Raw genomic sequence first — 23,462 nt, forward strand, 5'->3', positions numbered from 1 at the left:
CCTGGCGTGCAGCGAGAAGATCTTCTGCATCGAGCAGATCCGCCACACCCGGTTCTCCGAGGCAGTGAACCCGCGGCGGGCGAGTTCGTCAGCGATGAACCGGTACCCATCGGCCGGATCGTCGGCATGGATCTCGAGCGCGGCGTTGATCAGATGCGCGTCGTCGAAGTCCCGCTGACAGACCGGGGCAGCGCACCACTGGTAGTAGGCCTGCCGGGAGATCCCCAGCACCCTGCACGTCACCGCGGCCGGCACCCGCACGGGGGCGCCGGCCGCGGCCAGTTCACGGACGAGCGGGAAGGCTATTTTCCCGGCAGATTGCCCTGCGCCAGGTAGGCCGCGGCCTTGCGCAGGACCTCGTTCTCCTGCTCCAGCAGCCGGTTGCGTTTACGCAGCTCGCGTAGCTCGGCGGACTCCTCCCGGGTCACTCCGGGCCGGGTGCCGTCCTCGACGTCGGCCGCGCGCAGCCAGTTGGCCAGGCACGATTCGGAGATCCCGAAGTCTTTGGCGACCTGCTTCAACGGGGTCTCGCCGCGGCGAGCGACGGCGACGACGTCGTCACGGAACTCGCGGGGGTAGGGCTTGGGCACGATGACATCCTTCCAGGCGAGGCCGAAGCCTCACAGGTGAGGTGTCAACCAGACCCTGGGCAGACCCTACATCAGGCCCGCCACACCCCGGCTCAACGGGAAGGTCGAGCGTTCGCACCGCATCGACGCCGAGGAGTTCTACCGCCTGCTCGATGGTGTCGTCCTCGGCGACCTCGCCGCCTTCAACGACAAGCTCAAGGAATGGGAGGACTACTACAACTACCACCGCCCGCACGGGAGCCTGGCTGGCCAGACCCCGTATGAGAGGCTCCTACAGAAGACCCAACCCCCATCCCAGGGTGTCAACGACCAGAAGCAGCAGCACATCTAGCCCATGACCGAGTTCTGGATGTCAACCGTCTACGTCGTCTTCGCCGGAGTGTGGGCCCTGCTGCGTCGTGTGCCGCAATTCGAAGAACGGCCAAATTCCGGAAGCGCGTGGTCGCGCGGCGTTGGACCGGGGTGGCCCAGGTACTGAGGGGGAGGGGCCGCCCGGGACACCCCGGCACTCTCTGAGACGCCTCCGCGGCCCAACGATGACGCGACAGCGCAGAAATGCCTGCGCACCACCGTAGGGTGACCGTCGTAGCGATCGCACGGGCCGAGCTGACCACGAAGGAGGCTGGTCCGGTTGACATTCAGAACGAGGCCCGCTGGATCAGGCTGTGTTCACACGATGCCTTCCAGATCACCGACAACCAGGAATACAAGGCTAAAGCGAGCCGAGGCCACGCTGCCGAGCGAGCCGGCACGGAACTCAGACCCCGTAGCCGGAATCGGCACGGTCGTCGGAAGATCCCCCGTACGTGGTCGCGGAATCCAGGCCGTAGCGGCTGTCCATTGCGGCCTCCTGACCGACACGGTCGTCTATGTCGCGCGAAGTGTCGTCATCCGTCGCGGCGTGACGACCGTACTCGCTCCCCTGCCAGTCCGCGTGCGGTTGCTCCTGCTGACGGCCGAAGCCGCTCTCGGAACGTCCGCCGACGTCGCCGACCGGCGTCTCGTCGCCGGGCGCGTTCTCGTCGCGGGATTCGCGCGGCTGGTCACGACCGAGGAAGTCCTTCGCCTTTGCCAGCCACCGCGTCGATCTTGTCGCTGTGCTGGCCGAAGCGGGATTTCGCGAACTCCGCGGCTTGATCGACGTTGCCGCCGCTCGCGACGTTCTTCAGACCATCGAAGTCGATGCTCTTGGGACCCCTTGTGAATTCCGTGGCCCGGGGCGCATGGCCCGGTTGACGGGCTTCATCAAAGCCTCCGGGCGCCAGCCTGCAACTTGAGACGGTCACCTGGGTGAAGGTGCTGCCACGGTTGAACGATCGGCGCCGTCAAGGTCGTTGGATGGGGCACACCGATGGCAATACCCCTCACGCGGGTGACGCCACCGAACTTCCCCCACGCAGGTGAACTTCGAACGGAAGCCGTTGCAGGACCGCACGTTCCCGACGGAGGGGACTCGAAGCCGGCTCGGGCCAGGTCGTTGTGACCTCGGTCGTTGTTGCCGCTGCCACCTCACCGTGTTCGTATCCTCGCGTCAGACAAGGCGGAGCAAACACAAAGGAAAACGGAATTTCATGCATAGCACAATTGCCCGGACGGCGGCGGGTTTGGCGATCGTGGCCAGCCTGGTCACCGCGTGCGACTCAAGCGGGACAACCAACACGGCAGCTCCCGGCCCGGACCTCAGCTCGTCCAGCGGCGCCGCCGCCTCATCGGGTGCCGGCGCGCCGAGCTCGGCGGGTCAGGCGGCCGGTGACGCGGCCCAGCAGGTGAGCACGACAATCGAGCAGGCGCTCCAGCGAGCGCCCATCACCTTCGAATCGGAGAAGGCCGACCTGACCGCACAGGCGACGCAGACGCTCGGCGAAATCGCCAAGGCGCTGCAGGGGAACACCGTGAAGATCAGCATCGCCACCCACGCGGGTTACCCCGACGCGGAAAAGGCGAAGGCGCTTTCCGAAAAGCGCGCCGAGGCGATCACCACCGCCCTCGAAGGACTCGGCGTGACCAAGGACCGCGTCACGCAGGACGCGACCGGCAATGAGAAGACCCAGGGTGACCAGGCACTGAACACGCAAATCAGCGTCGCGCAGTGAGCTTGGGCAACGGCGTCGGCTGGTTCCGGCCGGCCGGCGCCGCCCCGTCCGCTCCGGCGGGCCGGGTACACTACCTCGTCGCGCCAAGCGGACCGCACAGGAGAGCGCGCGGAGACATCCATCGGGTTCGCCAAGATGCAGCAGCTGCCCCACCGCGGCACGCCCGATGATCCACTGCACCGCATGCGGGGTTCCTCGGCTGCGGCCTGCTCCGCGCTCACCGAGCCAGGGCTACATCGTGTTGCGACGCCGACGAGTCGATCAGGAGACGAAATGCCTGTCCTGACTGCCAGGCGCGGGTGCAGCCAGCTGGTGCGGAACAGCGGGGCCGGCGATCGCTTCCATCCACGAATAACGCCGATGCATCGGCGGGGAGCGACGATGCCACGCGTCGCCACGCCAGCCGCGTACGCGGGTGCGTGCTACTCCCGGTCGAGCGTCAGCGTGCCTGCCACCGCACGATCCTCCTGTGCTTGCGCGGCGTTCGCATGTTTGGCGGGGACTGGTTGGTCGGCCGTCACCGATGTCGCGGCCGTCTCCTCGGCGCGCTGTCCAGCGTGACACTGTGCCTGCAACAACACGGAAACGGCGTCATAGATCGGTGTCGGCTCCAGATCCCCGCGGGTGCTCGGCCGCGACGTGGTCTGTTCCATCATGAGCGCATGATGCACGATGACGATCCACCTTCGAATAGCCCCGCGAAAATATCTCGCAAAAACTACCCGCCGCGGGTGAACTCGAATGGGTGACGCATGTGGTTCCCGATTGGTCGGCTCCCTGACGGAGAGCCCCGTTCGGTTCTTGGCCGAAAGCTCGGTTGCCCGCGCAAGGACCTGGCGTCACCGGCGCCGGCGTCCGGTTCGGACAGGGACGTGAGTGCGACACTCGGCCAGGGCGGGAGATCGCGCAGGCAAGATGCACCACGGCCCAGTCGCGGTCTTCGCGGAGGAGACCCGGGACGTCGACGACCACCGCCATCCGAGGTGCGCGCTCGGCCCAGTCGGCTTCCGGGATCCGGGCACTTCGTCACGACCGTCTCGGCGTCGGGACTGAAGATCGTCCCGGCCAGGCCCCTGCAGCGTGAGCAGGCCCGGCAGGCGATGGCGGCGCTCGGCATCAGCCCCGACGCCGTCGCGCGGGCGATCGCGTTCGCCGTCGAGCAGCCCCCGACGTCGAGATCGGTGACCTCACCATCTGGTCCCACCCGGCAATGCTGAGCCAGTCAGGCCAGGAATGCGGCCAGTTCCGCGGCGACCTCCGCAGCCTGCTTCTGGTGACAGAAGTGCGTGTAGTGCTCCCGCAGGCGAATCCGCGCCGCGGGCATCGCTTCACCGAGCGCCCGCGCTCCGGCCGGTGGCAGGGAAACGTCCGTGGTACCGGCGAGAACCAGCGTCGGAGTATCCACATCGGACAGATCTAGCCGACGGGTGGCGCACAGGTACTCGAGCTCGCCCACGGTGTGGGGCACGATCTACGCGCCGAACGCCGCCCTGGTCGACCGCAGCTCCGCCAACATCGAAGGCGCGGTCGTCTCCAGGACGGCGACCATGGGCGGAGCCGGCGAGAACGGCGGCGAAATCCACAACGCGCCGTTCGGCAACCTCGTCACCACCTGCGGCGACACGCCCACGACCACACCGACAACCACACCAACCACCGCAACGACCACCACCACACCGACCGTCCCCACGGACACGACCTCGGAGACGACCACCACGACGCAACCGACGACCACCGGGCCGACGGGCACGACAACGCCCACCACGAGCACCGAACCAACGGGCACGACAGACCCGACAACACCCACTACGACCACCAAGCCAACAAGCACCACAGACCCGACAACACCCACCACCAGCACCTCGAGTGCAAAGGCCACACCGACCACTACGTCGAGCACGACGTCCGCTGTGGCCATACCGCCGATCACGCCGACCACCGACGTGGACGGAACCGGCAGCGGGACGCAACCGCAGGTAAACCCGGACTCGGGCCAGTCGCTCGCCTCGACCGGTGCCCCGGTCGACACTTCACTGATGGTCTGCAGCGCGCTGATACTTCTCGGTGGATCCGCCCTGATGGTGGCCAGGCGTTGTTCACGTCGGGAGGGCAGGACGCGCAGGCAGGTCCGGTGAGCACGCCGGGTCCGGCAGCCGCGCCAAGGCCAGCGGCAGACTCTGAGGTCGGGTCCGCGGGCGGATCCAGCCGGGGATCACCCGACAGCGGGTCCTGCGCCCCAATCTCGCTGGAACCGATAACGAAGTTCATGGCCCGGCCCCGTTCATGGCCGACGCTCTGAAGTGGCTCTGCCCGCCGCGACACCGTCTGGCCCATCGAACGTGCGGCTGTCCGGCCGTTCGCCTCGCCCGGCGAGGTAGCCCGGGACGTCATGCGCTGCCTCTGTATCGGGCAACCGATGCACCCGACAGCAGATCGGTGATCTGGCGACGGGCGTGCCTGATTTGGTGGCCTAAGCTTGTGTCCCGTTCGGCAAGCACAGCGGCGGTCGCTCGGTCGAGCGCCGCGGCGGTCTCCCCACTGGCGAATACGGTGCGGAGGACGTCGGCGACCAGACCGGGGCCATCGACCGGTACGGATGGCGGACTGCTGACAGATCAACCTCGATCGCCAGGGCACCGATGTCAGCGTCACCTCGCATCCGTCACGCTCGGCAGCGGCGGTAGACCTCGGCCAGCCGGACGCGGAGGTACTTCTCCGGCGACAGACCGGTAAGTGAGTCGGTGGTGCCGGCCTCGCAGGCGGCGGTCGCGATATCGGCCCAGCCGGCTGCCGCGGCCCGGAGTATGGCGAATGGCACGGGATCGGGATCAGCGGCGACGCGGCCGTCGGCGTCCGACCCGCGTTCCAGGACAGCGCGCGGCGCGGCGACGGCGTGGAACGTCTCCTCCAGCCCAGCCGCTGACTGCGCGGCAAACCGTGTCCACTTTGGACACGGCGCAGTCGTTCGGAAGCCGCCATCCACTCGCGAGGATCGCCATCCGCCAGCGGCGACGAAGTCCCCGCGCTGCACCGGTTTCGCCGGCGACGTGACCGCCCGCCGTGCGGCCTTCCATGCCGTCCTTCCCTTCATCGCGGCTCGCGCCCCAGGTTCACCTCGAAGGTGCGACGGTGCTGGTCGCCCACCGTGGCAGGGCGAGCGTCCCGAAACGGCAGATGAGCCACGGCTCGCTCGGCGGGCTCGGAACGCGTTCGCGCTCGGTGTTCACCACCGCCCCGAACTCCACACAGCGGCCGCGAGCAACGCGCCCAAGCCCACGCTGCAGAGCACTCGTCGTGTGCGTTTCGAGCATGCGCCCCGGGCCTGTGTGCGTTGACGTGGAAGTGAGGCCCTGTCGGGCAACCGCGCTGTACCCACGTCGCGGGATGCGGGGCACTCTCAGCCGGCTTCCGCGCCCATGAATCACCCCATCGGACGACCCGAGCTGGTCTGGGAGGGCTCCCAGAACGAGGTTTTCCTTTGAGTACTTTTCTCCGTCGGGGCCAACCACCCACTCCGCCGAGTGACTGCCCAGACGGGTGAGCCGCTATGCATTGCACGCCTACTCACAGTATGTCCGCGGCATGTTTCAGCACCCTTGTGGCCGTCACCCGAGGCCGGAGAACCCGCTCTCTTTCCGTCGTGGAGGCTGATGCCAATCCTTACCTCCACAAGTTCCTGCCGACCCAGCCCGAGGTGCACAGCAACTCATGACGACGATCGAAGCCATTCCCCGGCCCGCCGTCGCAGGCGCCCCTGCCGCGGTGCGGGTGCTGGTGATCTCCACCCAGCCGTTGGTCGGGTACGGCCTGCGCAGCCTTGTCACCCAAACGAGCGACCTCGCCTGGTGCGGGGCCGCGCCCAGCGCGGAGAAAGCCCTGCCCGAGCTCCTGCGCCTGCATCCGCACGTCGTGCTCCTCGACAGCCGGATCGACGGCGACGCCCGCGGAATCCACATCCTGCGCCAAGCCCAGCCCGGCGTGCGGGTGATCGGCCTGGTCCACGACGACCAGGCGACGGCCGGCGGGTACCTGCAGGCCGCCCGCGCCGCTCAGGTGAACGGACTCGTCTCCCAGTCGGCCGCGCCCACAGTGCTGATCGCGGCAATCCGCACGACCCACCACGAACGCGCCTTCCTCGACCCGCACCTCGCACCACTGCTCACCGGCTCCCAGGCCGTCGGCGCCCTGCCCGCCCAGACCATCCAGCTCACCCCGCGCCAGCTGGAAATCCTCACCCGGATCGCCCACGGGCTGCGCAACGCCGAAATCGCCGACGAACTCGGCGTCTCGGTGGAGACCATCCGCACGCACGCCAAACAGATCATGCACCGGCTCACCGCTCTCCGGGCCCACGCCGTTGCCCGCGGCTACCAGCTCGGCCTGCTCCCCACACCCGACACAGCAATCCTCCGACCGGCGTGAACCGAGAGCGCCCGCGGGCCGGCAGTGAGCCGGCACGGTGAGGTGTTCCACCGTGCGGTCGATGTCGATCTCGAACGGTGCACACCGCGGCTCGAGATCGGGCTCGCACGGCGGGTTCATGACGTCGGCAGCGTTCTGAGTTAGTCGATCAGCCGCGCTGGGTACCACCCAGGCCATGAGTCTCGGTGACGAAAACACCGCACGAGCGACGATGACACAGCGCGTAATCGACGGTGGGCTGGTGCTGCGAGTCGGCGGAGAACTCGACCTGGCCACCGCCGCCGACATCCGTGCCGCGCTCTCGGCCGCGACCGAAGGCATGCGGGCGCCGTCCATGCTGGTGCTCGACATCACCGCGGTGGAGTTCATGTCTGCGGCCGGCGTCCACCTGGTGCGCGGCGTCATGACGTCCTGTGCGTCCCAGGGAGTACGCAGCTACCTGGTCGTCGACTCCGGCAGTCATGCACAGCGCTTGCTGCGCATGGTCGCGTTCAGCGACGACATCCGTATCTTCACCAGCGTCGACGCGGCAATCGCTTCCAAGGTCTGAGCGCTGAGGTTTCTGCGACGAGTGATGAGGCGGGGCCGGATCTACCGGGCTCGACATTCGCTCATTGCCTGCACCGACGTCTCCGGGACGGCCGGTGCAGGCGAGGGGGACACAGCGGGCTTCCTCGGTTCGGCGAGGACCGAGAGGCGTGCGGACTTCCAGCTCGCAGCCTTCACGACGGGGCCGCGGGCCGCACCGGGCCGGATTACGGGTGGCATCGTGCCCGTTCAGGGTCCCCGTGCGGGGTCGCCCACCTGGAACTCGGTCCTCGGCTGCACCGAGATCGAGCTCCTCATCGCCCCTGACAACTCCCCGTCCCGATCCGCGACTCCCTGCGGCTGCACGCCGAAGCGGCCGTGGACATCGCACTGGCAGCCGGCTCCGAGGCAGCCGCTTGGCACTCGGCGTCCGCGCATACGTGCCCTCGCTCTCCCTGCCCGCAGAGACCTTCGGCCAGCTGTGGACACGACCGGATTGTGAGAGTCGCCTCATCGGCGATCATCCCGGCGTCACGACGGGCAGCTATTTCGGTCGCATGACAGGCACCAGCGGGGACGACAAGAAAGGCGGGCCCGTGAGCGGGAGAGATGATGCCGGCGCGGCCGATTGTGTGCGCGGCGGGCTTCGGCGCCGTTGGCGGGTCGCGAGCATCACCAGCGGGTGGCGGTTTCCGCGGGACTGGGCAGTACCGGAAGTGGATGCCGTGTGCCGCTCGGCCGTGGTGCGCGGCAACCTGGCCGGGGCGCTGGCCGAACTGGGCCGAGCGCGCGCACTCGGGTGCCGGGCTGGACGAGACGCTGTACGACGTCGCGGCACTGCACGCCGTCCTGGAGAACGGATCGGACACCGACGGGTTGATCTCCGCCGATCCCGGCGCCGTGCCACCCGCCATCCTCCGAGCCGCCACAGCAGGCTGGACGGACGTCTCGTCCACGGCGTGTGAAACGGCGGCGTCCGAACCCCTGACCGGCCTGGCGACCGAGGAACACCTTCGTGCCCGGCTGGCCGAGGTGTATCGCCGGACCGCGGGCGGCACGGCACCGGTGCTGCTGGTGATCGGAATCGAGCTGTCTCGCGTCGCCCGCCGATACCGGCCGATGGCCATGGTCCTGGTCGCCGACGTCGTGCGTGATGTCTTCGACGACAGGGAGACCGCCGCGGTGCTCGACTGGTCGACGGCGGTCGTCCTTGCCGAGCCGGACGCGGGCTTGGACGACCGCATCAAGCACACCCACCACCGGATCGCCGACCGGCTCACCGGCGATCCGCAGCTGGCCGCCGCGGCCGGCCCCGAAGTCAGGTCCCATCGCTTGCCCGACGCCGCGGAGCGGGTGGACGCCCTGCTGCGCGACGTCGCCGGCCGTGGCGGAAAGCGGGGATACCGCGGGCGGTGATCCGAGCGGGTCACCGCCCGCACCGACCGGCTCACCGTGATGGCTTCTTCCGCCCCCGACGGCCTCCTCCGAGTAGCAGCGCGGTGACGTCCACGCCCGTGTGCGGCAAGTTCGCGGTGGTCGGCGACGTGCCGTCCGGCCGGGGCACCGGCGACGATGGGTCGGCGGCATCGGCATTGGAGTCGGGCCGCCGCCGACCGGGACGGTCACACTGTCCGGAGGCGACTCGACGTCTCGACCGCCCGGAGTCTCGCCGGCCGCGGTCGCGGTGTTGTCGACCGTGGCCGCGTCGACGTCGGCCTGCGTCAGCCGATACGCCGCCGTGCAGGTGGTCTGCCGGCCTGGTGCCTGCTTCGACACCGGGCACCGCACCGGACCGGTCTTCGGGTCGGTCACCTCGATCGGGTCGAGGGTGACGTTGCCGCCGTTGGTGACGTCAACCGCACCGCGCCGATGCTGCCATTGCGCCCCGGGCTGCCAGAAAAAGCTACCCACGACTACAAACGCAACGGGACCACGACCTTGTTCGCGGCGCTGGAGCTCGCGACCGGGAAGGTCACCGACCACTGCTATGACCGGCACGGCAAAGCCGAATTCCTTGACTTCCTCAAGAAGGTCGCCAAGGCCTACCCACGTCGCGAACTGCATGTCATGCAGGACAACTACCACACCCACAAGCACGCCGAGGTCAACGAATGGCTGGCCAGGCACCCGAGGATCACGCTGCACTTCACGCCCACCTCGGGCTCCTGGCTGAACCTGGTCGAAGTGTTCTTCGGCATCATCACCCGCCAGGCCATCCGCCGTGGATCCTTCAACAGCGTCAAAGAACTCGTCACCGCGATCCGCCGCTTCATCAACGGCTGGAACGACCGCTGCCACCCGTTCACCTGGACCAAAACCGCCGACGAGATCCTGTCCCACGCCAGGCGCCAACGAACTTCAGACGCGACACTAGCTACGGTGCCCGGCCGTCAGTCGGTGACGGCCGGGCACGTCGACTAATGCGGCCGGCCGATGTGCACGTCGCCGAGATCGATCTGGACGCCGAGCGTGATCCCGATGATCGCGATCGCCAGGGGCGTCGCGGTCAGGGCGATCATCCGCAGCGTGTGCTGCCAGGTACCCAGCGTTGTCATGATGATCAGGCTGGCGACCTGTGCCCATGTCCGCTCATCGGTCTCGACCCTCCGGTCGGCGCCGGCACTCTTCGGCGCGACGTGATTGTCACCGAGTCCGTCGTCGCGCCGTGGGCGCAGCTGGCCGGAACGTGCTGGCGGCAACGGCCGAGCGCGTCTTATCGTCATTACGGTTCCCCTCGGGGTTGGATGTCTGCCGACGTCGCCACGTCCGGAACCACGGGCGGCCTCCTTGCCAGAGGAGGCCGCCCCTCCATGCCGTGTCTGCTTCGAACGTAGAAGACACCGCTCATGATCAGGACTGCCGCTCGGCAACCGGCGCTCTACACGCTGCGACCACATCCGAGAATTACGCCCGGGCAGAACTCGCGGGGTCGCTCGCGACCGCTCACCGGATCTCCCCAGGTCAGCGCGTTCACTCCAGGAGGCAACCCAGGTTGCCGCCTGTCCGTGTCGCCGGCGCGGCAGGTACTGTCGCGCCGCATGGACAACGGAGCAACGCCACGCTTCACCGAGGCCTATCTCGCTGACATCGCCAAGGACCTCGACGCACTGGTGTGGCGGTTCGCCTTGCCCATGACCAGGCTCAAACCAGGCACCCCCATCACCGGCGCCGGCCCTGACGACGAGGACATCGCAAAGGCATTCCTGGCCCGCGCCTCCATCTTCACGCTCCTGCGCGAGAACGTGAAAACCGGCATCGACCGTGATATCCGCAAGGCCATCCACCACGGCGCCGACCTCGAAGACGTCGTCGCCGCCTTGGGCATCACTCGCCAGGCCGTTGCCAAGCGATGGGGCTCCTCCCTGCGCGGCTACGCCCAGCGGGACCGGATGTCGTCCGTCGCGGTGGTGATCTCCCGGCGAGCGCGCGTCCACCACGACGGAAACGACCCCCGCGGCCGTTACGGCGAGGTCGGCGGAGCCGAGCAGTACGCCTCCGACCGCGGCGCCTGGCCCGTCGGCAAGCTCGTCCGCGAAATGGCGCGCTACGCGATCATCGCCGTTGACGGCACCGTAGCTAGGATCTATCGCATCAACCATGACGGCTGGCAGCAGACCGCGAACGGGAAATGGCAGTTCACCGCGATCGGCGGCCGCGAATGTACCCCGGAGGAGATCAACGCCGCCCACGCCGCCGAACAACTGCCGCTACGACTCGGCGACAGCTGCCCCACCCGTGCGGGAGGCGCCTATCGCCCCCTCTGGTTCGGCGCCCCATGGCCCTCCTTGTACGCCTACCGAGCAGAGCACTGACTATCAGCAATGGAACGCGGCCGGCGCGATCAGCAACGCGGTGGCCGCGGCCCCGAGCACCAGCGCGCCGACGTAGACCCGCCGTTCGAAATCCGTCAGCGTCGCGAAACGCGGGGTGAAGGCGACGGTGAGCAGGAACGCGAGCAGCAACTGCACCCCGGTCTGCGCCACCCGCACTTCCTGCAGGATTTCGGCGTAGTTGCGGTCCAGCCGCTGGGTCGGCGTCTCGCGCCGCACCGCGAAGTTCCACTGGTCGTGGTCATCCGGCGGCACTTCGAGGTGCGGCCGGGTCTCGTTCGCCTTCATGCCGCAACGGTCCCGCGAACGGCGGGTCGAGACATCAGCAGATCAAACCATGTGGGAAGCCACGAGCCGGCTCAGATCTCGTAGAAGTCCGTGTAGTGGTTGGGCGAGAACCACACGACACCGGTGGTCAGGTCGACGACGATCCGGTACGCGTCGCGGGCCGCGCCGCACGTGCGCGGGTAGACGTCGAACTCGCGGAAGGAGTGGCCGGCCGGCAGCTCACCCTCGCGGTTGGAGTAGGTGCCGCCCGCGTAGTTGCACTTGCCGCCGGGCCAGTCGTACCAGCCGCGCGTGCCGGGGTAGCGCTTGCTCTGCCAGGTCGTGTTGGCCGAGCGGGCATCGGCGCAGCGGGTCTGCGTGCACGAGCTGTACACGGCGGCGTCGGCGGCGGTGGTGCAGACCCCGAGCGTGGCAGCCACGGCGGTGACGGTCACGGCGAGCCGCTGCGCGGTCCGGGAAAGCAGGGAAGCGGGCACGGAACCTCCAAGTCTCGAACGGGCACCGGAATCGTGGCTGCCGCGCTTCGCCGGAAGGAGACCGGAACGGTGCCGATCCGGTGAACTTCCAGCGTCGAGTTTCGCCACGCTCGCCTTCTCACCGTCGAGGGTGCCCGGCCGGGATAGGCGTCAGCCCGCGGATTCCCGGCGGACCCGCCTGGGCAGGTCGGTCGTCAAGTCGAGCATCCGCGCAGGGAGCACTGGATCGCTGCGACAGCACTCAGGATGAGCTCATGCCGGACCGGACATAGTCGCACCGCGCGGCCGGGGCATTCGGCATGCCGAGGAAGGGCAGCGAGCCGCATTCGACGAATCGGCCGTCGACCGCTCGGTGCCCGGTTTCCGACTTGGTGCGGAGCTTCTCGGCGCGGGCCGCGTCGGCCTGCTCCTGGACGCACTCGGCTGTGACCAGGGCTTGCTCCGCATTCAAATCTTTGCCGGCGGTGGCGGCGGCGAGCGCGGACCGCAGGCTTCGTCCATCTCCTCGGCGACCCTGCACGGCAGGTAGGCAAACCCGCGAACCAGCTCGCGGACATTGCGTGGCTCCGGCTACGTTAACCCCTAGCCAGAAGCTGGCTGACAAGGACGCTGGTTTCTTGGTCTAGCTCAACATCGAGGGACGCGGTCAAGGCCACGAGCTTGTCAGCAGTCTCCCGGACGGCGGCAAGGTTGCCGGCGCGGTACTCGATGCGGAGCAGGTCTCGGTAGAGGATCTCGCTCACCGGCTCGGCCAGGAGCCCGCGCATCGCCGCTCGGCGGGCCGCTGGGAGGTCGCCGGCCTTCTGGTACGCGTCAGCCAAGGTGTGGGCCACGTCGACGATCGCGTCGATCATCTCCCGCTGCAGCCAGGAACTCCACGCGTACCGGCCAGGTGGGGCGTTGCTGAACGGCGTGCCCTGGACCAGGTCCAGGGCTTGCCGCAAGTCCGAGACCACGCGGTCTCGGTCAGCGAGACCGCGGCGCGCGAGGTCTTGGAACTCGTGCCAGTCGGTGGTAAAGGTGCCGGACATCCGGTAGCCGCCGCTGCGGGCGTCGACGTTCGGGACGTACAGCTGGCCGTTCTCGTCGCGGCCGAGCCAGGTTCGGAGCCGGGAGATGTAGCCCTGCCGGGTCGCGGCGGACCACGGTTGGGTGTCGGTGCCGAGCTGCCGGGAGATGTCGTCGGCTGTCACGCCGGGGTGCAGGGCGAGGTACGCGGCCAGTTCGGTCAGGCGGTTGAGCTTCTTGCCCTCCACGGCTTCCGGATCGGCCCCGTGGAGCCGGACGGGGCCCAGCAACTGGAGCGAGGGCATCGCCGTCGCGACCGGACGTGGGTCGACCGGGACCGCGGGTTCCGGAACGTGGACTGCCTCCGGCACGCCGATCTCCTCCGGCGGAACATTTCGGTACTCGTCGGCCTGGACCTGGTCGGGCTCGTCCGCGTCGGCGAGTGCGGCGACGAGTTCGCTGACCTGCTCCGGCGAAAGCCGTTGTAGCTCGACGTCTTCGCCCAGGATCTTCACCGTCGTGAACTGACCGGTCGCGTCGAGGTGCCAGGCTTCCGGCAGCGAGAGGTCGTCGTCGAGCGCCGTTACGACAGCGTCGTACCCGCTCGGCGGGAGCCGTCGCGCGACGTCGTCGGTCGGCGGGACGGCCGATAGCAGCACCTGGGGACGGCCCGAGGGCGGTTCGAAGGCTTCGTCCCAGCCAGAGGCAAAGCGAAGTCGATCCGGGTGGCGTTCGGCCGAGGTCCTGCCCGTGCCGACGAGCGTGAGCTGTGTCCAGGCAGCCCATGGAGCCGCGGCGAGGTCCCAAGCCATCGCGAGGATGACGGACTCGGCCCTGTCGCGGTCGCCGCCGAGTGCGAGGACACCGGCTTCGTGCAGGTTGATCAGCACGAGGTCGCGGTCGGCGGTGTGGCCGAGGGAGACCAGGGCCGGGTAGGGCGGCGGGACGTGCTCGCCGTCGAGGGCGGCTGCCGGGTCCAGCTGCCATTCGGCCGGGCGGATCTGGACGAACGGCGCGATCGGACTGCGGGCCTCGGCGAGCCGGAGCGTGATCCCGTCGGTGCCGATCTTGACCGCTCGCAGGCGTGGCAGATCGGCTCCGGCATGCCGTGCGAGCGTTCGCAGTGCCCGGTCGAGGTCATCGACCGTTCCGGGGCAGGCTGCCGCGCGAAGGTCCTTTTCGAGCCGACCCGGCTGCTTGTGGCGGATGCGGTGGCCTGGTCGCCGGCGTTGGTGAGCGCGTCGCCGCCGGGCGGCCAGCAGCGTCAGCAGGCCGACGGCGAGGACGCCGCCGACGCTCACCACCATCACCGACGATCCATCGTCGGCGTCGGCCGAGCTCGACGGGTGGCCGCTGTCGACAGGTGACGGCACGCTCGGCGGTGGCGGCGGTGGCTTCGTGGGTTGAGATGGCGGGGTCGGAGGTGGTGGTTCGGGGGTCTGGCAGGTCGCCGAAGCACGGACGAAGGTGGCAGTCGCGGCTCCGCCGCCACCGGCGGGCTTTGCCGGGCGAGGGATGCGCAGGACGTCGCCAGGTCGGATCGAGTCGGGGTCGTCCAGGACGCGTCCGGCCAGCTGAGGCCGTCCGCGGTTGAGGCCGAAGATCTCACGGTAGCGTCCGGCGTCACCCAGCTCCTCGCTGGCGATCTGCGACAGCGTCTGCCCGGGGCGCACGACGACTTCTTCGCAATCGGATTCCTGCGGCAGCCGCAGAATCCAGCCGGGGCGCAGCAGTCCCGGGTTCTGAAGGGAACGGCCGCCAGGTTGGGGAATGCCACGGTTGAGGTCGAAGACTTCGCGGTAGCGCGCGGAGCTGCCGAGTTCGCCGGCGGCGATCTTCATCAAGCTGTCGCCCGGCGCGACCACGTGAGTGGGCTGGGCGTCGTCGCCGGTCGGTTCCGCCGCCTCGGCCGCCGTGCCGGTCAGCACGACGAGCAGCAGGGCGGCGGCGATGCGCTGGGCCCAGCCGAAGCCGGGCAGGCGGGGAACGGCCGCCCCGCGGAGCCGGGCGAGCAGCTCCAGGACGATCGCCACGACCAGTTGCAACCAGGCGATGAGACCGGCGGCGACCAACAGCAGCAAGAAGAGCCGCCCGTTGTCCTCGCCGGTCAGCCATGCGACGGCCTCGGTGGCAGAGGGCACACGGTCGGGCAGGTAAGCGGATCGGACGTGCCACAACGCCACCGGTGGCACCACAGTGATCGCCAGCAGGACCACCGCCGCGACCAAGAGCCGGAACGTTCGCATCGGAATTCTCCTATCCCGCGGACACCACGACGGCCGCGCCGGTGCCGTGCACGGTGAACTCGGCGATGCCGATCGAGCCGAGGAAGACAGTCGACCGGGTGATCGTGGCGTCGACGACGAGGCGCCGGCCGTCCCAGCGCGCCGTCCCGTTGGCTCCAGCAGCAAGGAGGTAGCGCTGGGCCTCGGCCACGGCCAGCTGCGGGTCCACGTCGGCGTCGGCACCCGCGGCCAGCGCTCGGGCGCGTAGTGCCTGGCCGCCGGCTCGCGCGGCCTCTTCGGCGATCGACGTCGCCTGGGAGTACGCCTGTCCCTTGCGAGTGCCGTCCACCGCGAACCCGACGCCGAGCAGCACCGAGACGCTCAAACCGAGGATCAGCACCGACGCCGACCCGCGCTCGCCGCGCAACGACCTCATGACCGGGCTCCGAACCGATCGATCGGCGAGCGGAACTCCGCGCGAAGCGTCTTCAGGCCGCCGATTCCTGGGACCAGATCGGCGAGCGGCACGACGCACGTCACGGTCGCGACGACGTATCCGGTCTCGCCGAGCGACTTGGCGAAGTCGCGGGCGTCCACGTTCACGTCCAGGCTGCTGCACGCCAGCTGCTGCTCGGCGAGCACAGCGCGGGCGCGGCGGTCGGCGGTGATCGCGGCGGCTTGGCCGTTGCGAGCGATCGACGCCGCCCGGGCCGCGGAGCGTGCGGCGTCGTCGATGGCCGCGTCGGCTACGAGCAGACGCAGGCCGGCGAGGCCGAGGCCGAAGATCAGGAAGAGCGCGGCGACCCCGACCACCGCCTCGATGGTGATGTCACCCCGCTCGGAACCCGGTTTCATGGGGTCAGCTCCTCGATCGGGCCGGACGAGGTCTGGCGGATCGGGAAGTGCGCGAACGGCACCAGCGACACGGCTTGCCCGGTGACCGTCACGGTGACGATGCGACCGTCGGACTCCGCGTGCGCGGCGACGTCGGTCAACCACGAGCCCGTGGCGCGGGTGACGTAGCCGGCCGCGGCGGAGGCGGCGGTTGCGGTGTTCATCGGTGGGAGCCGGGCGGAATGGACGCCGTCGCGGGCGGCCTCCAGCGCGATACCGCGGCCGAGCAGGACGACGGCGACCTGCAGGATCGCCCACGCCACGAGCAGGATCGCGCTGAAGATGACGGCCGCGGCGACGTTGTCGTCTCCGCGTTCGCCCGCGAGCATCAGTGGCCGCCGATCAGCGGGAGCTTGCCGTTGACGAACGCCGTGATCCCGGCACCGATCAGCGTGGCGACCGTGATGCCGAGCGCGGCGTAGAAGGCCTTGGTGATGTTCTCGTCGCCGCGTTCACCCTCCGCGGCGAACTGGTGCCAGCGGGACTGGAGATAGAGCCACCAGCACGTGATCTTGCCCAGCATGATCTTTCCCCTTTCAGGTGTGGAGCATCAGGTAGAGACCGGGGAACGCGAGGAAGACGATGAACGCCAAGCCGAGCAGGGCGACAGGCATGTCCATCCGATCGGAACGGACCGAAGCCCCGGTTTTGCGGTCGGCGAGCTGTTTCTCGTCGAGGGCAGCGGCTTTGGCGCGGAGGGTGTCGACGATGCTGGCGCCGTCCTGGCCGGCGCTGGCGATGATGTGCCCGATGTCCTTCAGCTCGCGGACGCCGGTTTCCTCGGCCAGCTCGACGAACCCGGCCCACGGCATCCGGCCGCGCAGCACGGCTTCGTCGATCGCGAGCTTGATCCGGCGGAACGCCCAGCCGTCGCCGAGCGTGGCCGGGTAGCGCAGTGCCTCCACCGGGCCGCGGTCGCCGAGCCGGCCCAACGCGACCAGCCTGCAGTACGCGGCGAGCGCGCCGGTGAACGTCGTCCGGGCGTGCTTGACCTTGCTCTTCAGCAGCATGACCGGCAGCTGCCAGCCGACCAGCGCGCACCCCACGGACGCCGCACCGGTCAGGACGATCGGCGGTGCGGCACCGATCAGCGCCAGCACCGTGGTCAACGCCGGAATCCACAGCGCACCGCCGAGCAGGAAGCCGACCCGCTGGACCACAAAGGACTCCCGCGACCGCCCGACGAGCGCCAGATCAGCTGGCTTGGCGACCAGTTTGAGCCGATCGGCTTGCATCATCACGAAGTCCGCGCCTCGCGGGGGTTCGTGGAGCACGTCGGCCAGCCGTGGACGGGTCGGCGCGAATCCCGCCACGACCAGCGTGCCCCCGATCGCCGCCGTGACAGCCAAGAGAATCAGCACCGTCATGACGGCTCCCCACCGAGGAAGCGTGGTGATGCGGGCTCGACGCCGAGACGACGCAGCCACACCACGGCGACGCCGACGACGCCCAGCACGAGGGCGAGCACCAGCTGCCCGCCGACCGAGCTGTAGACCGCGGTGTAGCTGTCGCTGCCGAAGGCGGCGAACCCGACGAACATCACCGCCCACAGCCCGAGCAGGATCCGGGCCGCCGACCGGCGGCGTGCGCGTTCGGCCTCGGCGTCGCGGCGTGCGACGACGTCGGCTGCGATCTGCCGGGCCAGCGTCGTGAGCAGTTCCGCCGTTCCGGTGCCCTGCTGGTGCGCGACGCACAACCCCGCTGCCGCGACGTCGCCGATCTGGTCGTCGATGTCGTCGGCGAACCGCAGCAGGGCGTCGTCGACGTTCCAGGTGCGCAGCCGCTGTCCCAGAGTGGTGACCTCGGCGCTGATCGCGGGCGGCACGTCGTGCGCGGAGCCCTGCAGGGCTCCGACGAGGCCCGCGTTTCCGGCGCGCAGGACGTCCGCGAGGCCGCGCAGCCAGTCCTCGAGCGCCTCCAGCCGCTCGATCCGTTGCGCGGCGAGCTTCCCGGCGCCGAACAGCCACGGCACGAACGCGCCCGCTGCGGCGACGGCGATTCCGGCGACCGGCCAGCCGCTGACCAGCCACACCAGCGACCCCGCGCCGCACGCCAAGCCCCATCGCACCGAGCCGCGGCGGCGGAGCCAGCGGTGGCCGCCCCGGAACGCCGGCACGGCGTCCGGCTCGCGTCCGTAGAGGCCGAGCGCGATCAGGGTGATGCCCAGGCCCGCTCCGGCGCCGGCCACGGTCAGGACGAACTCGGTCATGGTCGGCTCCGATCGCTCAGCCAGCCGCCATCGCCGCTGCTCGTGAGCCAGCTGCGGTCGAAGCCGCCACGCTCGTAGTCCTCGATGTCGGTCGGCAAGTTCCCCGTCGGCGCGGACCGCCCATCTGCCGGGGCGAACAGGTAGGTGCGTGCCGGGCGGCCGTACTCCCCCGGCTCGACGGCGACGACTTCGGTGACGTGTCGATCGAGGCGGCCGGGTTCGTGCACGAGGTCGACGTGCACGATCAGGTCGATGGTGTTCGCGACGGCCTCGTAGGCGAACTCCGGGGTCCACGCGGCGTTCGTTTCCAGGCACAGCAACACCATCCGGTGAATCGCCTGCGCGGCACTGCGCGCGTGCAACGTCGACAGCGACCCGGCGCCACCGGCGGCGAGCGCGTTGAGCATCGGGACGATCTCGCCGCCGCGGACCTCGCCGACGACCGTGCGGGCGGTGTGCATCCGCAGCGACTGCCACACCAGCCGCGGGAGGTCGACGCCGCCGACCGGCCGGCCGTTCTCCCAACGCTCGGTGTTGCCTTCGCGCTCCTCGAACGCCACTACCGCGGGGAACCGGTCGCGGTGGCGGTGCAGGCCGAGTTCGAACTCCGTCTCCAACGTCGCGAACCGCTCGGTCGCCGGGACCTCCCAGCACAGGGCGCGCAGCAACGTCGTCTTCCCGGCCTTCTGGCGTCCGCAGATCACGACGTTCTTCTCCGCCCGGACCGCCGCGCGCAGCAACGCGAGCTGAGCGGTCGAGATCATCCTGCGCCGCCACAACGCTTCGAGCCCGGCGGTCGGGAGGCGGTGGCGGCGGATCGAGATGTGCGGCCGGTCGGTGACACCGATCGCCGCCGCGAGTCGTTCGCCGCCGGGCAGTTCCATGTTGAGCAGGGGCCGGGCGTCGTTGATCGTGTGCTCGGTGCGTCCCATCCGCGCGGCGATCCGCTGCAACCACTGCACGACGGCCTGGTCGGTCGGCGCGATCCGTGGTGCGCGCTCGACGCGGCCGTCGTGGTAGGACAGCCACACCGGATCGCTGCCGATGATGTCGATGTTCTCGACCCCGTCGTCGGCCAGCAGGACCTCGAGCCGGCCGAGGCCGAACATCTCGGCCAGCACGGCCGCGCGGACCGTCTGCTCTTGCGGGAAGTCGAGGAACGGGCGGCCGGAGCCTGCCCATTCCTTGATCACCGTCGCGAGGACGTCGTCGAGCAGGACCTCCGCGACCGCGCGCTCGTCACGCTCCCCCGCCGCGATCTTCTGCTGCACGAGCGGGGCCAGGCGCTGCTGGACCCGGTCGACGACCTCGTCGAGCTCCGCGAACGCGGCGACGTCAACGGACATGGCCGTTCACCACCGGCTTGCGCAGCCAGGTCATCCGCTGCATCGCGCGGCGCCCGATTTCGTCGACGGTCTTGCGCGCGTGCGTCAGCAGCGGGGACGTCTCGAACCTCCGGCCTGGCCGGTGCAGATCGGTGAACTGCGCCGCGCCGGCCGGGTCCCACGGCAGGGCGCCGACCACGGACAGCCCGAGTTCCTTGCCGATCTCGCCGTGCGGGTAGCGCTGGTGGCTGCGCGGCTCGGGGTCGGCGAGCAGCACCACGAGACCTTCGTCGTCGAAGACGCCGTGCTCCTCGCGGATGACGTCCACGGCCTTCGCAAACGTTTGCAACGAGCTGCGGCAGTTGCGCACCACCGCCACGACCAGGTCGGCCTCGGCGAGCACGGCGGCCGGGGTGGCCCGCGTGTGGAACCGGCCGCAGTCGGCCAGGACGTCGACCGTCTCCAGGTCCAGGAACAACGAGGTCAGCCGCCGCCAATCCAGGCTGTCCGCCTCGCGCGGCGAACCCGCGCCGGGCAGCAGGTGGTGGCGGCCGGTGCCGTCGGGCAGGACGAGCAGCTGGCTCGACATCGCCCGGTGCAGTTCCATCGTCCGCGCCTGCAGCATCAGCTCGAACACGCCTTTGCGACCATGGCTGCCGTCGGGGTCGAACACGCTCAGCGCGCGACCGCCGGTCGGATCGCACTCGGCGACGACCGCGTGCCGCGGCCACACCCAGGCCAGCGCCAACGCCGCGGTCGAGACCCCCGGGCTGCCGTTCACCGAGATGAAGGAGATCAACATGTCGGTCACCGGTCCTTCGGCAGGACGACGATCGCGACGCCACCTGAGGACGCCCGGGAGGCCAGCTGCACGCCGTTCGCGTCCGGCACCACGACGTCGACCACCTGTGTCGAGGACGCGTCCCGCTCGGTCACGCTGATCACCGCGCCTCGCACCGGCGGCCACGACTCGGCGCCTGCGCCCGCAACACCGGCCGGTACGAGAAGAATCGGTTGGCGCGGCTGCAGCGGCGCCGCGGGCAGCTGCCCTGGCTTCACCGGAACCCCGATCAGCTGCTGCCCGGTACCCGGCACCATCGCCGAGTCCGCCACCGCGTCCGGCGTCACGATCTCGCCCGGCTGCAAGTCCGTCGGGGAGGTCCGGCCGACGACGTCGAACCGCCGTTCCCACGGCAGCGGCCGCACGCCCGGGTCCGGGCGGACCTGGACCTCGCGCAGTGCCTCGGCAGTGATGACCTCGCCGTACCGGACCGTGCGAGCGACACCGACCGCGGCGACCGCGTCGTCGGTTGCGTGGAAGATCCAGACGATGCCCGCGGCCGACAGTGCCGACAGCAGGACGCCCAGCAGAACGAGCAGCTTCGAGCGACGGCGACGCGGCGGGCGCAACGGTACCGGCGCCGCCGGGACGCCGCGCAGTGGCTGCACCCGGGTCGTCATCGCGACCTCCCGGTGTTCAGCGTCCGGATCTCCCGCACCGGTAACCGCGCCGACGACGTCAACGCCATCGTCCGGAACGCGCTCTGCCCACCGCCGGACCAGCGGATCTCCCACCGGCTCGTCGCGTCGATCCCGGCCACGCCGCCGCCGACAAGTGCGCGGTAGACGTGGCCGCAGGTCGGAGACGGCTGTCCGGCCCGGTCGTCGGTGAACTCGGTGCCCGGCCCGGGACAGCTGACCGTCGACCCGTCGCCCATCGACCAGTCGATCTTGGCCAGCGTCGCGGTGGCGGTCACGGTGACCGAGCCCGCGCTCGCCGTCCGCGTCACCGGGCCGACCGTGGCTTCCCGGCGTGCCGTCCACATCCACACCGGGAACCCGATCGTCGCTCCGTGCGGCGAACCCGCCGGTGGCGCGAGCCTGATGTCCGGGGCCGACAACCCCATCTCCGAGATCGCCTGCTCGGCCAGCTCGGCCGGCGACACCTGCGGCACGACGACCGGCTGCCCGTTCGGGGCGAACACCACCCGCGGCCACCCCTGCAGGGCCCCGCCGCCCTGGCAGATCAACAGCTTCAGCGACCCGTCGGACGGCGAATGACCACCCCACAACGGATCCCCGGCCGGCGGCGGAGTCCACGGCTGGTCGACGCACGGCGGTTGAGCGGCCGGACGGCCACCGGCGTGCGGCGCCCGTCCCCGCTGCGGGTTTCCACCGGCCGTTGTTCCGGGCCGTCCGGGGTCGGTGGCCGCGACCCAGCACATCCCGCGGGTGCCGGCCGACGTGCATCCGCCGGGTCCCGCCTGGCCGGACGCCACCCCGGGCAGAGCGGCCGCGAGCAGGCCCGCCGTGAGGAGGCAGCTTCCCTTCAGCATGGTTTCTCCAGACGTGGTTGGACTTGCTGCACCAGCCAGCGGTCGGGGTTCGGGTAGCGCACGACCTGCGCTTCGAACTCGTACCGGCGCGGCTGGTCCGGGTTGTCGAGGTTCCGGCCGGTTTCGCCGGCCTTGTCGCTGACGAGGTGTTCGTCGGTGGCGTCGAGGCAGTCGGTGATGACTACCCGCGGCGGCCGGCCGAGCGACACCGAGGTCGTCTTGGGGCTGCGTCCGTACTGGCCGACGGTGTGCGCCGGCACGGACGCCAGGTTGGCGACCTCGTTGACGTAGTCGGTGAGCGCGGGGTCGGCCATCGCCTTCGCCAGCTCGGGCCTCCAGTCCTTCTCCCGCGGCGCGCGTCCGGCCTGTTCGCTGATCTGCCAGTACAGCTCGTAGGCGGCCATCGCAGCTCGGGCGGCTTCGTCCTCGGGTGACGTGGATTTCGGAAGCGAGATCGCCGAAGACGGCACGCTCGGCGTCTGAGCGTCTCCCGTACAACTCACCAGTCCGGCGGAAACGAGAACCAGCGCCGCGACCGAGAACCAACTTTGCACCATTGTCCGACCTTTCTGACGAGCTTCGATCAGGTCATCGAACCGACTCATCGCCATGACGTGGAGAAGAACAGCTCTGTTCACTCGAATGTGTTCAGGCCGGGCCGTAGTAGCCGGGATCGCAGCCGACGCCGCCATTCCACCAGGCGCCCGTCAGACGCCATCTGATGACCGGCTGCAGGTCGGTCACCCCGGGACCGACGCAGTAGTGGTAGATGGTGCCCCAGATGTCCTGGACGTCGAGCATCACGTGCGACCCCGTGCCGCCGTCACAGTGGCGGTACTTGCCCCAGTCCAAGTACCCGCAGCGTTCCTTCACCCGCAGCGGCACAGCGGCGTCAGCGGCCGTGGCCAACGCACTACCGAACATGGCGATCACCACCGAGCCCGTCGCGACGACCCGAGCCGCAGTGCGAAACATTTTCGACATTCCGTCCTCCAAACCGGTCCAGCAATTTCTTCTGGTTCCGGTTTACCGGCGGAGGTCCCACGCACTGCAAACGGTGTATGACGCGGACTTTCAAGTACGCATGGGAATTCAGGAGTCGACGGCGGTGAACAGGTCGGATTCCTTGAAGTCCAGCAACGGCTTGCGCCCGCCTTCGGGCTCAGGTCCTCGCAGCTGCCCAACGTCTGCCGGCTGACGTGCCGTTCCTCGGCGGGAGCTGAACTCCGCGCTCGTCG

27 protein-coding genes and 3 pseudogenes are annotated in these 23,462 nt (G+C 69.6%); 8 read left to right on the forward strand and 22 right to left on the reverse strand.

The genetic code is table 11. The features are described 5' to 3' along the window. Positions 1-590 (reverse strand): annotated as a pseudogene (locus tag G3I65_RS57045) (transposase); the annotation flags it as partial. A gap of 67 nt (positions 591-657) precedes the next feature. Here G3I65_RS57045 and G3I65_RS06280 point away from each other — a divergent pair. Continuing rightward, positions 658-921: pseudogene (locus tag G3I65_RS06280) on the forward strand (integrase core domain-containing protein); the annotation flags it as partial. Between the two features lie 712 nt (positions 922-1,633). On the opposite strand, the gene G3I65_RS57050 reads toward G3I65_RS06280, so the two are convergent. Continuing rightward, positions 1,634-1,876: a hypothetical protein gene (locus G3I65_RS57050; RefSeq protein ID WP_239070624.1), complete on the reverse strand. Its 243-nt coding sequence runs from the start codon at positions 1,874-1,876 to the stop codon at positions 1,634-1,636. Positions 1,877-2,203: 327 nt separating this feature from the next. On the opposite strand from G3I65_RS57050, the gene G3I65_RS06290 reads away from it, so the two are divergent. Then, on the forward strand, positions 2,204-2,683 hold the full coding sequence (locus G3I65_RS06290; protein ID WP_309235296.1) for an OmpA family protein: 480 nt from the start codon (positions 2,204-2,206) through the stop codon (positions 2,681-2,683). Between the two features lie 422 nt (positions 2,684-3,105). Here the strand turns inward: G3I65_RS06290 and G3I65_RS06295 are convergent, their stop codons facing one another. After that, entirely contained in the window at positions 3,106-3,339 is a 234-nt protein-coding gene (locus G3I65_RS06295; protein WP_160695237.1) for a hypothetical protein, read from the reverse strand. A gap of 345 nt (positions 3,340-3,684) precedes the next feature. On the opposite strand from G3I65_RS06295, the pseudogene G3I65_RS59020 reads away from it, so the two are divergent. Then, positions 3,685-3,878, forward strand: a pseudogene (locus G3I65_RS59020) (oxidoreductase); the annotation flags it as partial. A 27-nt stretch (positions 3,879-3,905) separates the two neighbouring features. Here G3I65_RS59020 and G3I65_RS06305 read toward each other — a convergent pair. Continuing rightward, complete coding sequence (locus tag G3I65_RS06305) at positions 3,906-4,139, reverse strand: alpha/beta fold hydrolase (RefSeq protein WP_160695238.1); 234 nt, start codon at positions 4,137-4,139, stop codon at positions 3,906-3,908. Positions 4,140-4,154: 15 nt separating this feature from the next. After that, positions 4,155-4,712: a hypothetical protein gene (locus G3I65_RS56380; RefSeq protein ID WP_203612294.1), complete on the reverse strand. Its 558-nt coding sequence runs from the start codon at positions 4,710-4,712 to the stop codon at positions 4,155-4,157. Between the two features lie 1,679 nt (positions 4,713-6,391). Here G3I65_RS56380 and G3I65_RS06315 point away from each other — a divergent pair. The 4 genes from G3I65_RS06315 to G3I65_RS06330 all read left to right on the forward strand — a co-directional run bounded on the left by G3I65_RS06315 (position 6,392) and on the right by G3I65_RS06330 (position 10,054). Beyond that, the gene (locus G3I65_RS06315) at positions 6,392-7,105 is read left to right on the forward strand and encodes a DNA-binding response regulator (protein WP_160695239.1); all 714 of its coding nucleotides are present in this window, start codon (positions 6,392-6,394) and stop codon (positions 7,103-7,105) included. A 175-nt stretch (positions 7,106-7,280) separates the two neighbouring features. Beyond that, entirely contained in the window at positions 7,281-7,655 is a 375-nt protein-coding gene (locus G3I65_RS06320) for an STAS domain-containing protein (protein WP_160695240.1), read from the forward strand. 698 nt (positions 7,656-8,353) lie between these two features. Continuing rightward, positions 8,354-9,049, forward strand: coding sequence for a hypothetical protein (locus G3I65_RS06325; protein WP_160695241.1), 696 nt, complete (start codon positions 8,354-8,356; stop codon positions 9,047-9,049). 156 nt (positions 9,050-9,205) lie between these two features. Further along, complete coding sequence (locus G3I65_RS06330; RefSeq protein WP_255481874.1) at positions 9,206-10,054, forward strand: IS630 family transposase; 849 nt, start codon at positions 9,206-9,208, stop codon at positions 10,052-10,054. On the opposite strand, the gene G3I65_RS06335 is transcribed toward G3I65_RS06330, so the two are convergent. Beyond that, on the reverse strand, positions 10,051-10,188 hold the full coding sequence (locus tag G3I65_RS06335) for a hypothetical protein (protein WP_160695242.1): 138 nt from the start codon (positions 10,186-10,188) through the stop codon (positions 10,051-10,053). The two genes, G3I65_RS06330 and G3I65_RS06335, sit on opposite strands and share 4 nt — an antisense overlap. Positions 10,189-10,671: 483 nt before the next feature. On the opposite strand from G3I65_RS06335, the gene G3I65_RS06340 reads away from it, so the two are divergent. Continuing rightward, positions 10,672-11,445 (forward strand): hypothetical protein, encoded by a 774-nt coding sequence (locus tag G3I65_RS06340; RefSeq protein WP_160695243.1) that lies wholly within the window; start codon positions 10,672-10,674, stop codon positions 11,443-11,445. 3 nt (positions 11,446-11,448) lie between these two features. Here G3I65_RS06340 and G3I65_RS06345 read toward each other — a convergent pair whose 3' ends face one another. From G3I65_RS06345 to G3I65_RS06420, 16 genes are all read right to left on the reverse strand, one after another. After that, positions 11,449-11,751 (reverse strand): DUF6328 family protein, encoded by a 303-nt coding sequence (locus G3I65_RS06345; protein ID WP_239070627.1) that lies wholly within the window; start codon positions 11,749-11,751, stop codon positions 11,449-11,451. 71 nt (positions 11,752-11,822) lie between these two features. Continuing rightward, a complete protein-coding gene (locus G3I65_RS06350; RefSeq protein WP_160695244.1) occupies positions 11,823-12,227 on the reverse strand; it encodes a ribonuclease domain-containing protein in 405 nt (134 codons plus the stop codon). Positions 12,228-12,468: 241 nt separating this feature from the next. Beyond that, a complete protein-coding gene (locus G3I65_RS57055; protein WP_239070630.1) occupies positions 12,469-12,747 on the reverse strand; it encodes a hypothetical protein in 279 nt (92 codons plus the stop codon). 55 nt (positions 12,748-12,802) lie between these two features. After that, positions 12,803-15,481 (reverse strand): LysM peptidoglycan-binding domain-containing protein, encoded by a 2,679-nt coding sequence (locus tag G3I65_RS06360; RefSeq protein ID WP_160695245.1) that lies wholly within the window; start codon positions 15,479-15,481, stop codon positions 12,803-12,805. Positions 15,482-15,491: 10 nt separating this feature from the next. Continuing rightward, on the reverse strand, positions 15,492-15,896 hold the full coding sequence (locus G3I65_RS06365) for a hypothetical protein (RefSeq protein WP_160695246.1): 405 nt from the start codon (positions 15,894-15,896) through the stop codon (positions 15,492-15,494). Next, positions 15,893-16,315 carry a hypothetical protein gene (locus G3I65_RS06370; RefSeq protein WP_160695247.1) on the reverse strand — a complete coding sequence of 141 codons (423 nt, stop codon included), beginning with the start codon at positions 16,313-16,315 and terminating at the stop codon, positions 15,893-15,895. Before G3I65_RS06370 ends, G3I65_RS06365 begins: the two co-directional genes overlap by 4 nt. Beyond that, the gene (locus G3I65_RS06375; protein ID WP_160695248.1) at positions 16,312-16,683 is read right to left on the reverse strand and encodes a hypothetical protein; all 372 of its coding nucleotides are present in this window, start codon (positions 16,681-16,683) and stop codon (positions 16,312-16,314) included. The genes G3I65_RS06370 and G3I65_RS06375 overlap by 4 nt, the downstream gene beginning before the upstream one ends. Further along, on the reverse strand, positions 16,683-16,877 hold the full coding sequence (locus G3I65_RS06380; RefSeq protein ID WP_125312304.1) for a hypothetical protein: 195 nt from the start codon (positions 16,875-16,877) through the stop codon (positions 16,683-16,685). The genes G3I65_RS06375 and G3I65_RS06380 overlap by 1 nt, the downstream gene beginning before the upstream one ends. A 13-nt stretch (positions 16,878-16,890) precedes the next feature. Further along, positions 16,891-17,721: a type II secretion system protein gene (locus G3I65_RS06385; RefSeq protein ID WP_160695249.1), complete on the reverse strand. Its 831-nt coding sequence runs from the start codon at positions 17,719-17,721 to the stop codon at positions 16,891-16,893. Continuing rightward, the gene (locus G3I65_RS06390; RefSeq protein ID WP_160695250.1) at positions 17,718-18,563 is read right to left on the reverse strand and encodes a type II secretion system F family protein; all 846 of its coding nucleotides are present in this window, start codon (positions 18,561-18,563) and stop codon (positions 17,718-17,720) included. The genes G3I65_RS06385 and G3I65_RS06390 overlap by 4 nt, the downstream gene beginning before the upstream one ends. Next, the gene (locus G3I65_RS06395) at positions 18,560-19,909 is read right to left on the reverse strand and encodes a CpaF family protein (protein WP_160695251.1); all 1,350 of its coding nucleotides are present in this window, start codon (positions 19,907-19,909) and stop codon (positions 18,560-18,562) included. Before G3I65_RS06395 ends, G3I65_RS06390 begins: the two co-directional genes overlap by 4 nt. Further along, positions 19,899-20,690, reverse strand: a complete 792-nt coding sequence (locus G3I65_RS06400; RefSeq protein ID WP_166639752.1) for a hypothetical protein — start codon at positions 20,688-20,690, stop codon at positions 19,899-19,901. The genes G3I65_RS06395 and G3I65_RS06400 overlap by 11 nt, the downstream gene beginning before the upstream one ends. A 5-nt stretch (positions 20,691-20,695) precedes the next feature. Beyond that, positions 20,696-21,349: an SAF domain-containing protein gene (locus tag G3I65_RS06405; RefSeq protein ID WP_160695253.1), complete on the reverse strand. Its 654-nt coding sequence runs from the start codon at positions 21,347-21,349 to the stop codon at positions 20,696-20,698. Beyond that, complete coding sequence (locus G3I65_RS06410; RefSeq protein ID WP_239070634.1) at positions 21,346-22,224, reverse strand: hypothetical protein; 879 nt, start codon at positions 22,222-22,224, stop codon at positions 21,346-21,348. Before G3I65_RS06410 ends, G3I65_RS06405 begins: the two co-directional genes overlap by 4 nt. Further along, positions 22,218-22,835, reverse strand: a complete 618-nt coding sequence (locus G3I65_RS57060) for a hypothetical protein (protein WP_239070637.1) — start codon at positions 22,833-22,835, stop codon at positions 22,218-22,220. Before G3I65_RS57060 ends, G3I65_RS06410 begins: the two co-directional genes overlap by 7 nt. A 37-nt stretch (positions 22,836-22,872) precedes the next feature. Further along, positions 22,873-23,148, reverse strand: a complete 276-nt coding sequence (locus tag G3I65_RS06420; protein ID WP_160695254.1) for a DUF6355 family natural product biosynthesis protein — start codon at positions 23,146-23,148, stop codon at positions 22,873-22,875. Positions 23,149-23,462: the final 314 nt, after the last annotated feature.

Origin of the sequence: Amycolatopsis sp. SID8362, from assembly GCF_010550475.1 — a bacterium.
Classification (GTDB): domain Bacteria; phylum Actinomycetota; class Actinomycetes; order Mycobacteriales; family Pseudonocardiaceae; genus Amycolatopsis; species Amycolatopsis eburnea.

Bases quoted from the DNA above. Each gene is read 5' to 3' on its own strand.
- G3I65_RS06295 (WP_160695237.1), bottom strand. From the start codon at position 3,339: ATGATGGAACAGACCACGTCGCGGCCGAGCACCCGCGGGGATCTGGAG.
- G3I65_RS06315 (WP_160695239.1), top strand. From the start codon at position 6,392: ATGACGACGATCGAAGCCATTCCCCGGCCCGCCGTCGCAGGCGCCCCT.
- G3I65_RS06320 (WP_160695240.1), top strand. From the start codon at position 7,281: ATGAGTCTCGGTGACGAAAACACCGCACGAGCGACGATGACACAGCGC.
- G3I65_RS06325 (WP_160695241.1), top strand. From the start codon at position 8,354: ATGCCGTGTGCCGCTCGGCCGTGGTGCGCGGCAACCTGGCCGGGGCGC.
- G3I65_RS06330 (WP_255481874.1), top strand. From the start codon at position 9,206: ATGGGTCGGCGGCATCGGCATTGGAGTCGGGCCGCCGCCGACCGGGAC.
- G3I65_RS06335 (WP_160695242.1), bottom strand. From the start codon at position 10,188: ATGACAACGCTGGGTACCTGGCAGCACACGCTGCGGATGATCGCCCTG.
- G3I65_RS06340 (WP_160695243.1), top strand. From the start codon at position 10,672: ATGGACAACGGAGCAACGCCACGCTTCACCGAGGCCTATCTCGCTGAC.
- G3I65_RS06345 (WP_239070627.1), bottom strand. From the start codon at position 11,751: ATGAAGGCGAACGAGACCCGGCCGCACCTCGAAGTGCCGCCGGATGAC.
- G3I65_RS06360 (WP_160695245.1), bottom strand. From the start codon at position 15,481: ATGCGAACGTTCCGGCTCTTGGTCGCGGCGGTGGTCCTGCTGGCGATC.
- G3I65_RS06365 (WP_160695246.1), bottom strand. From the start codon at position 15,896: ATGAGGTCGTTGCGCGGCGAGCGCGGGTCGGCGTCGGTGCTGATCCTC.
- G3I65_RS06370 (WP_160695247.1), bottom strand. From the start codon at position 16,315: ATGAAACCGGGTTCCGAGCGGGGTGACATCACCATCGAGGCGGTGGTC.
- G3I65_RS06375 (WP_160695248.1), bottom strand. From the start codon at position 16,683: ATGCTCGCGGGCGAACGCGGAGACGACAACGTCGCCGCGGCCGTCATC.
- G3I65_RS06380 (WP_125312304.1), bottom strand. From the start codon at position 16,877: ATGCTGGGCAAGATCACGTGCTGGTGGCTCTATCTCCAGTCCCGCTGG.
- G3I65_RS06385 (WP_160695249.1), bottom strand. From the start codon at position 17,721: ATGACGGTGCTGATTCTCTTGGCTGTCACGGCGGCGATCGGGGGCACG.
- G3I65_RS06390 (WP_160695250.1), bottom strand. From the start codon at position 18,563: ATGACCGAGTTCGTCCTGACCGTGGCCGGCGCCGGAGCGGGCCTGGGC.
- G3I65_RS06395 (WP_160695251.1), bottom strand. From the start codon at position 19,909: ATGTCCGTTGACGTCGCCGCGTTCGCGGAGCTCGACGAGGTCGTCGAC.
- G3I65_RS06400 (WP_166639752.1), bottom strand. From the start codon at position 20,690: ATGTTGATCTCCTTCATCTCGGTGAACGGCAGCCCGGGGGTCTCGACC.
- G3I65_RS06405 (WP_160695253.1), bottom strand. From the start codon at position 21,349: ATGACGACCCGGGTGCAGCCACTGCGCGGCGTCCCGGCGGCGCCGGTA.
- G3I65_RS06410 (WP_239070634.1), bottom strand. From the start codon at position 22,224: ATGCTGAAGGGAAGCTGCCTCCTCACGGCGGGCCTGCTCGCGGCCGCT.
- G3I65_RS57060 (WP_239070637.1), bottom strand. From the start codon at position 22,835: ATGGCGATGAGTCGGTTCGATGACCTGATCGAAGCTCGTCAGAAAGGT.
- G3I65_RS06420 (WP_160695254.1), bottom strand. From the start codon at position 23,148: ATGTTCGGTAGTGCGTTGGCCACGGCCGCTGACGCCGCTGTGCCGCTG.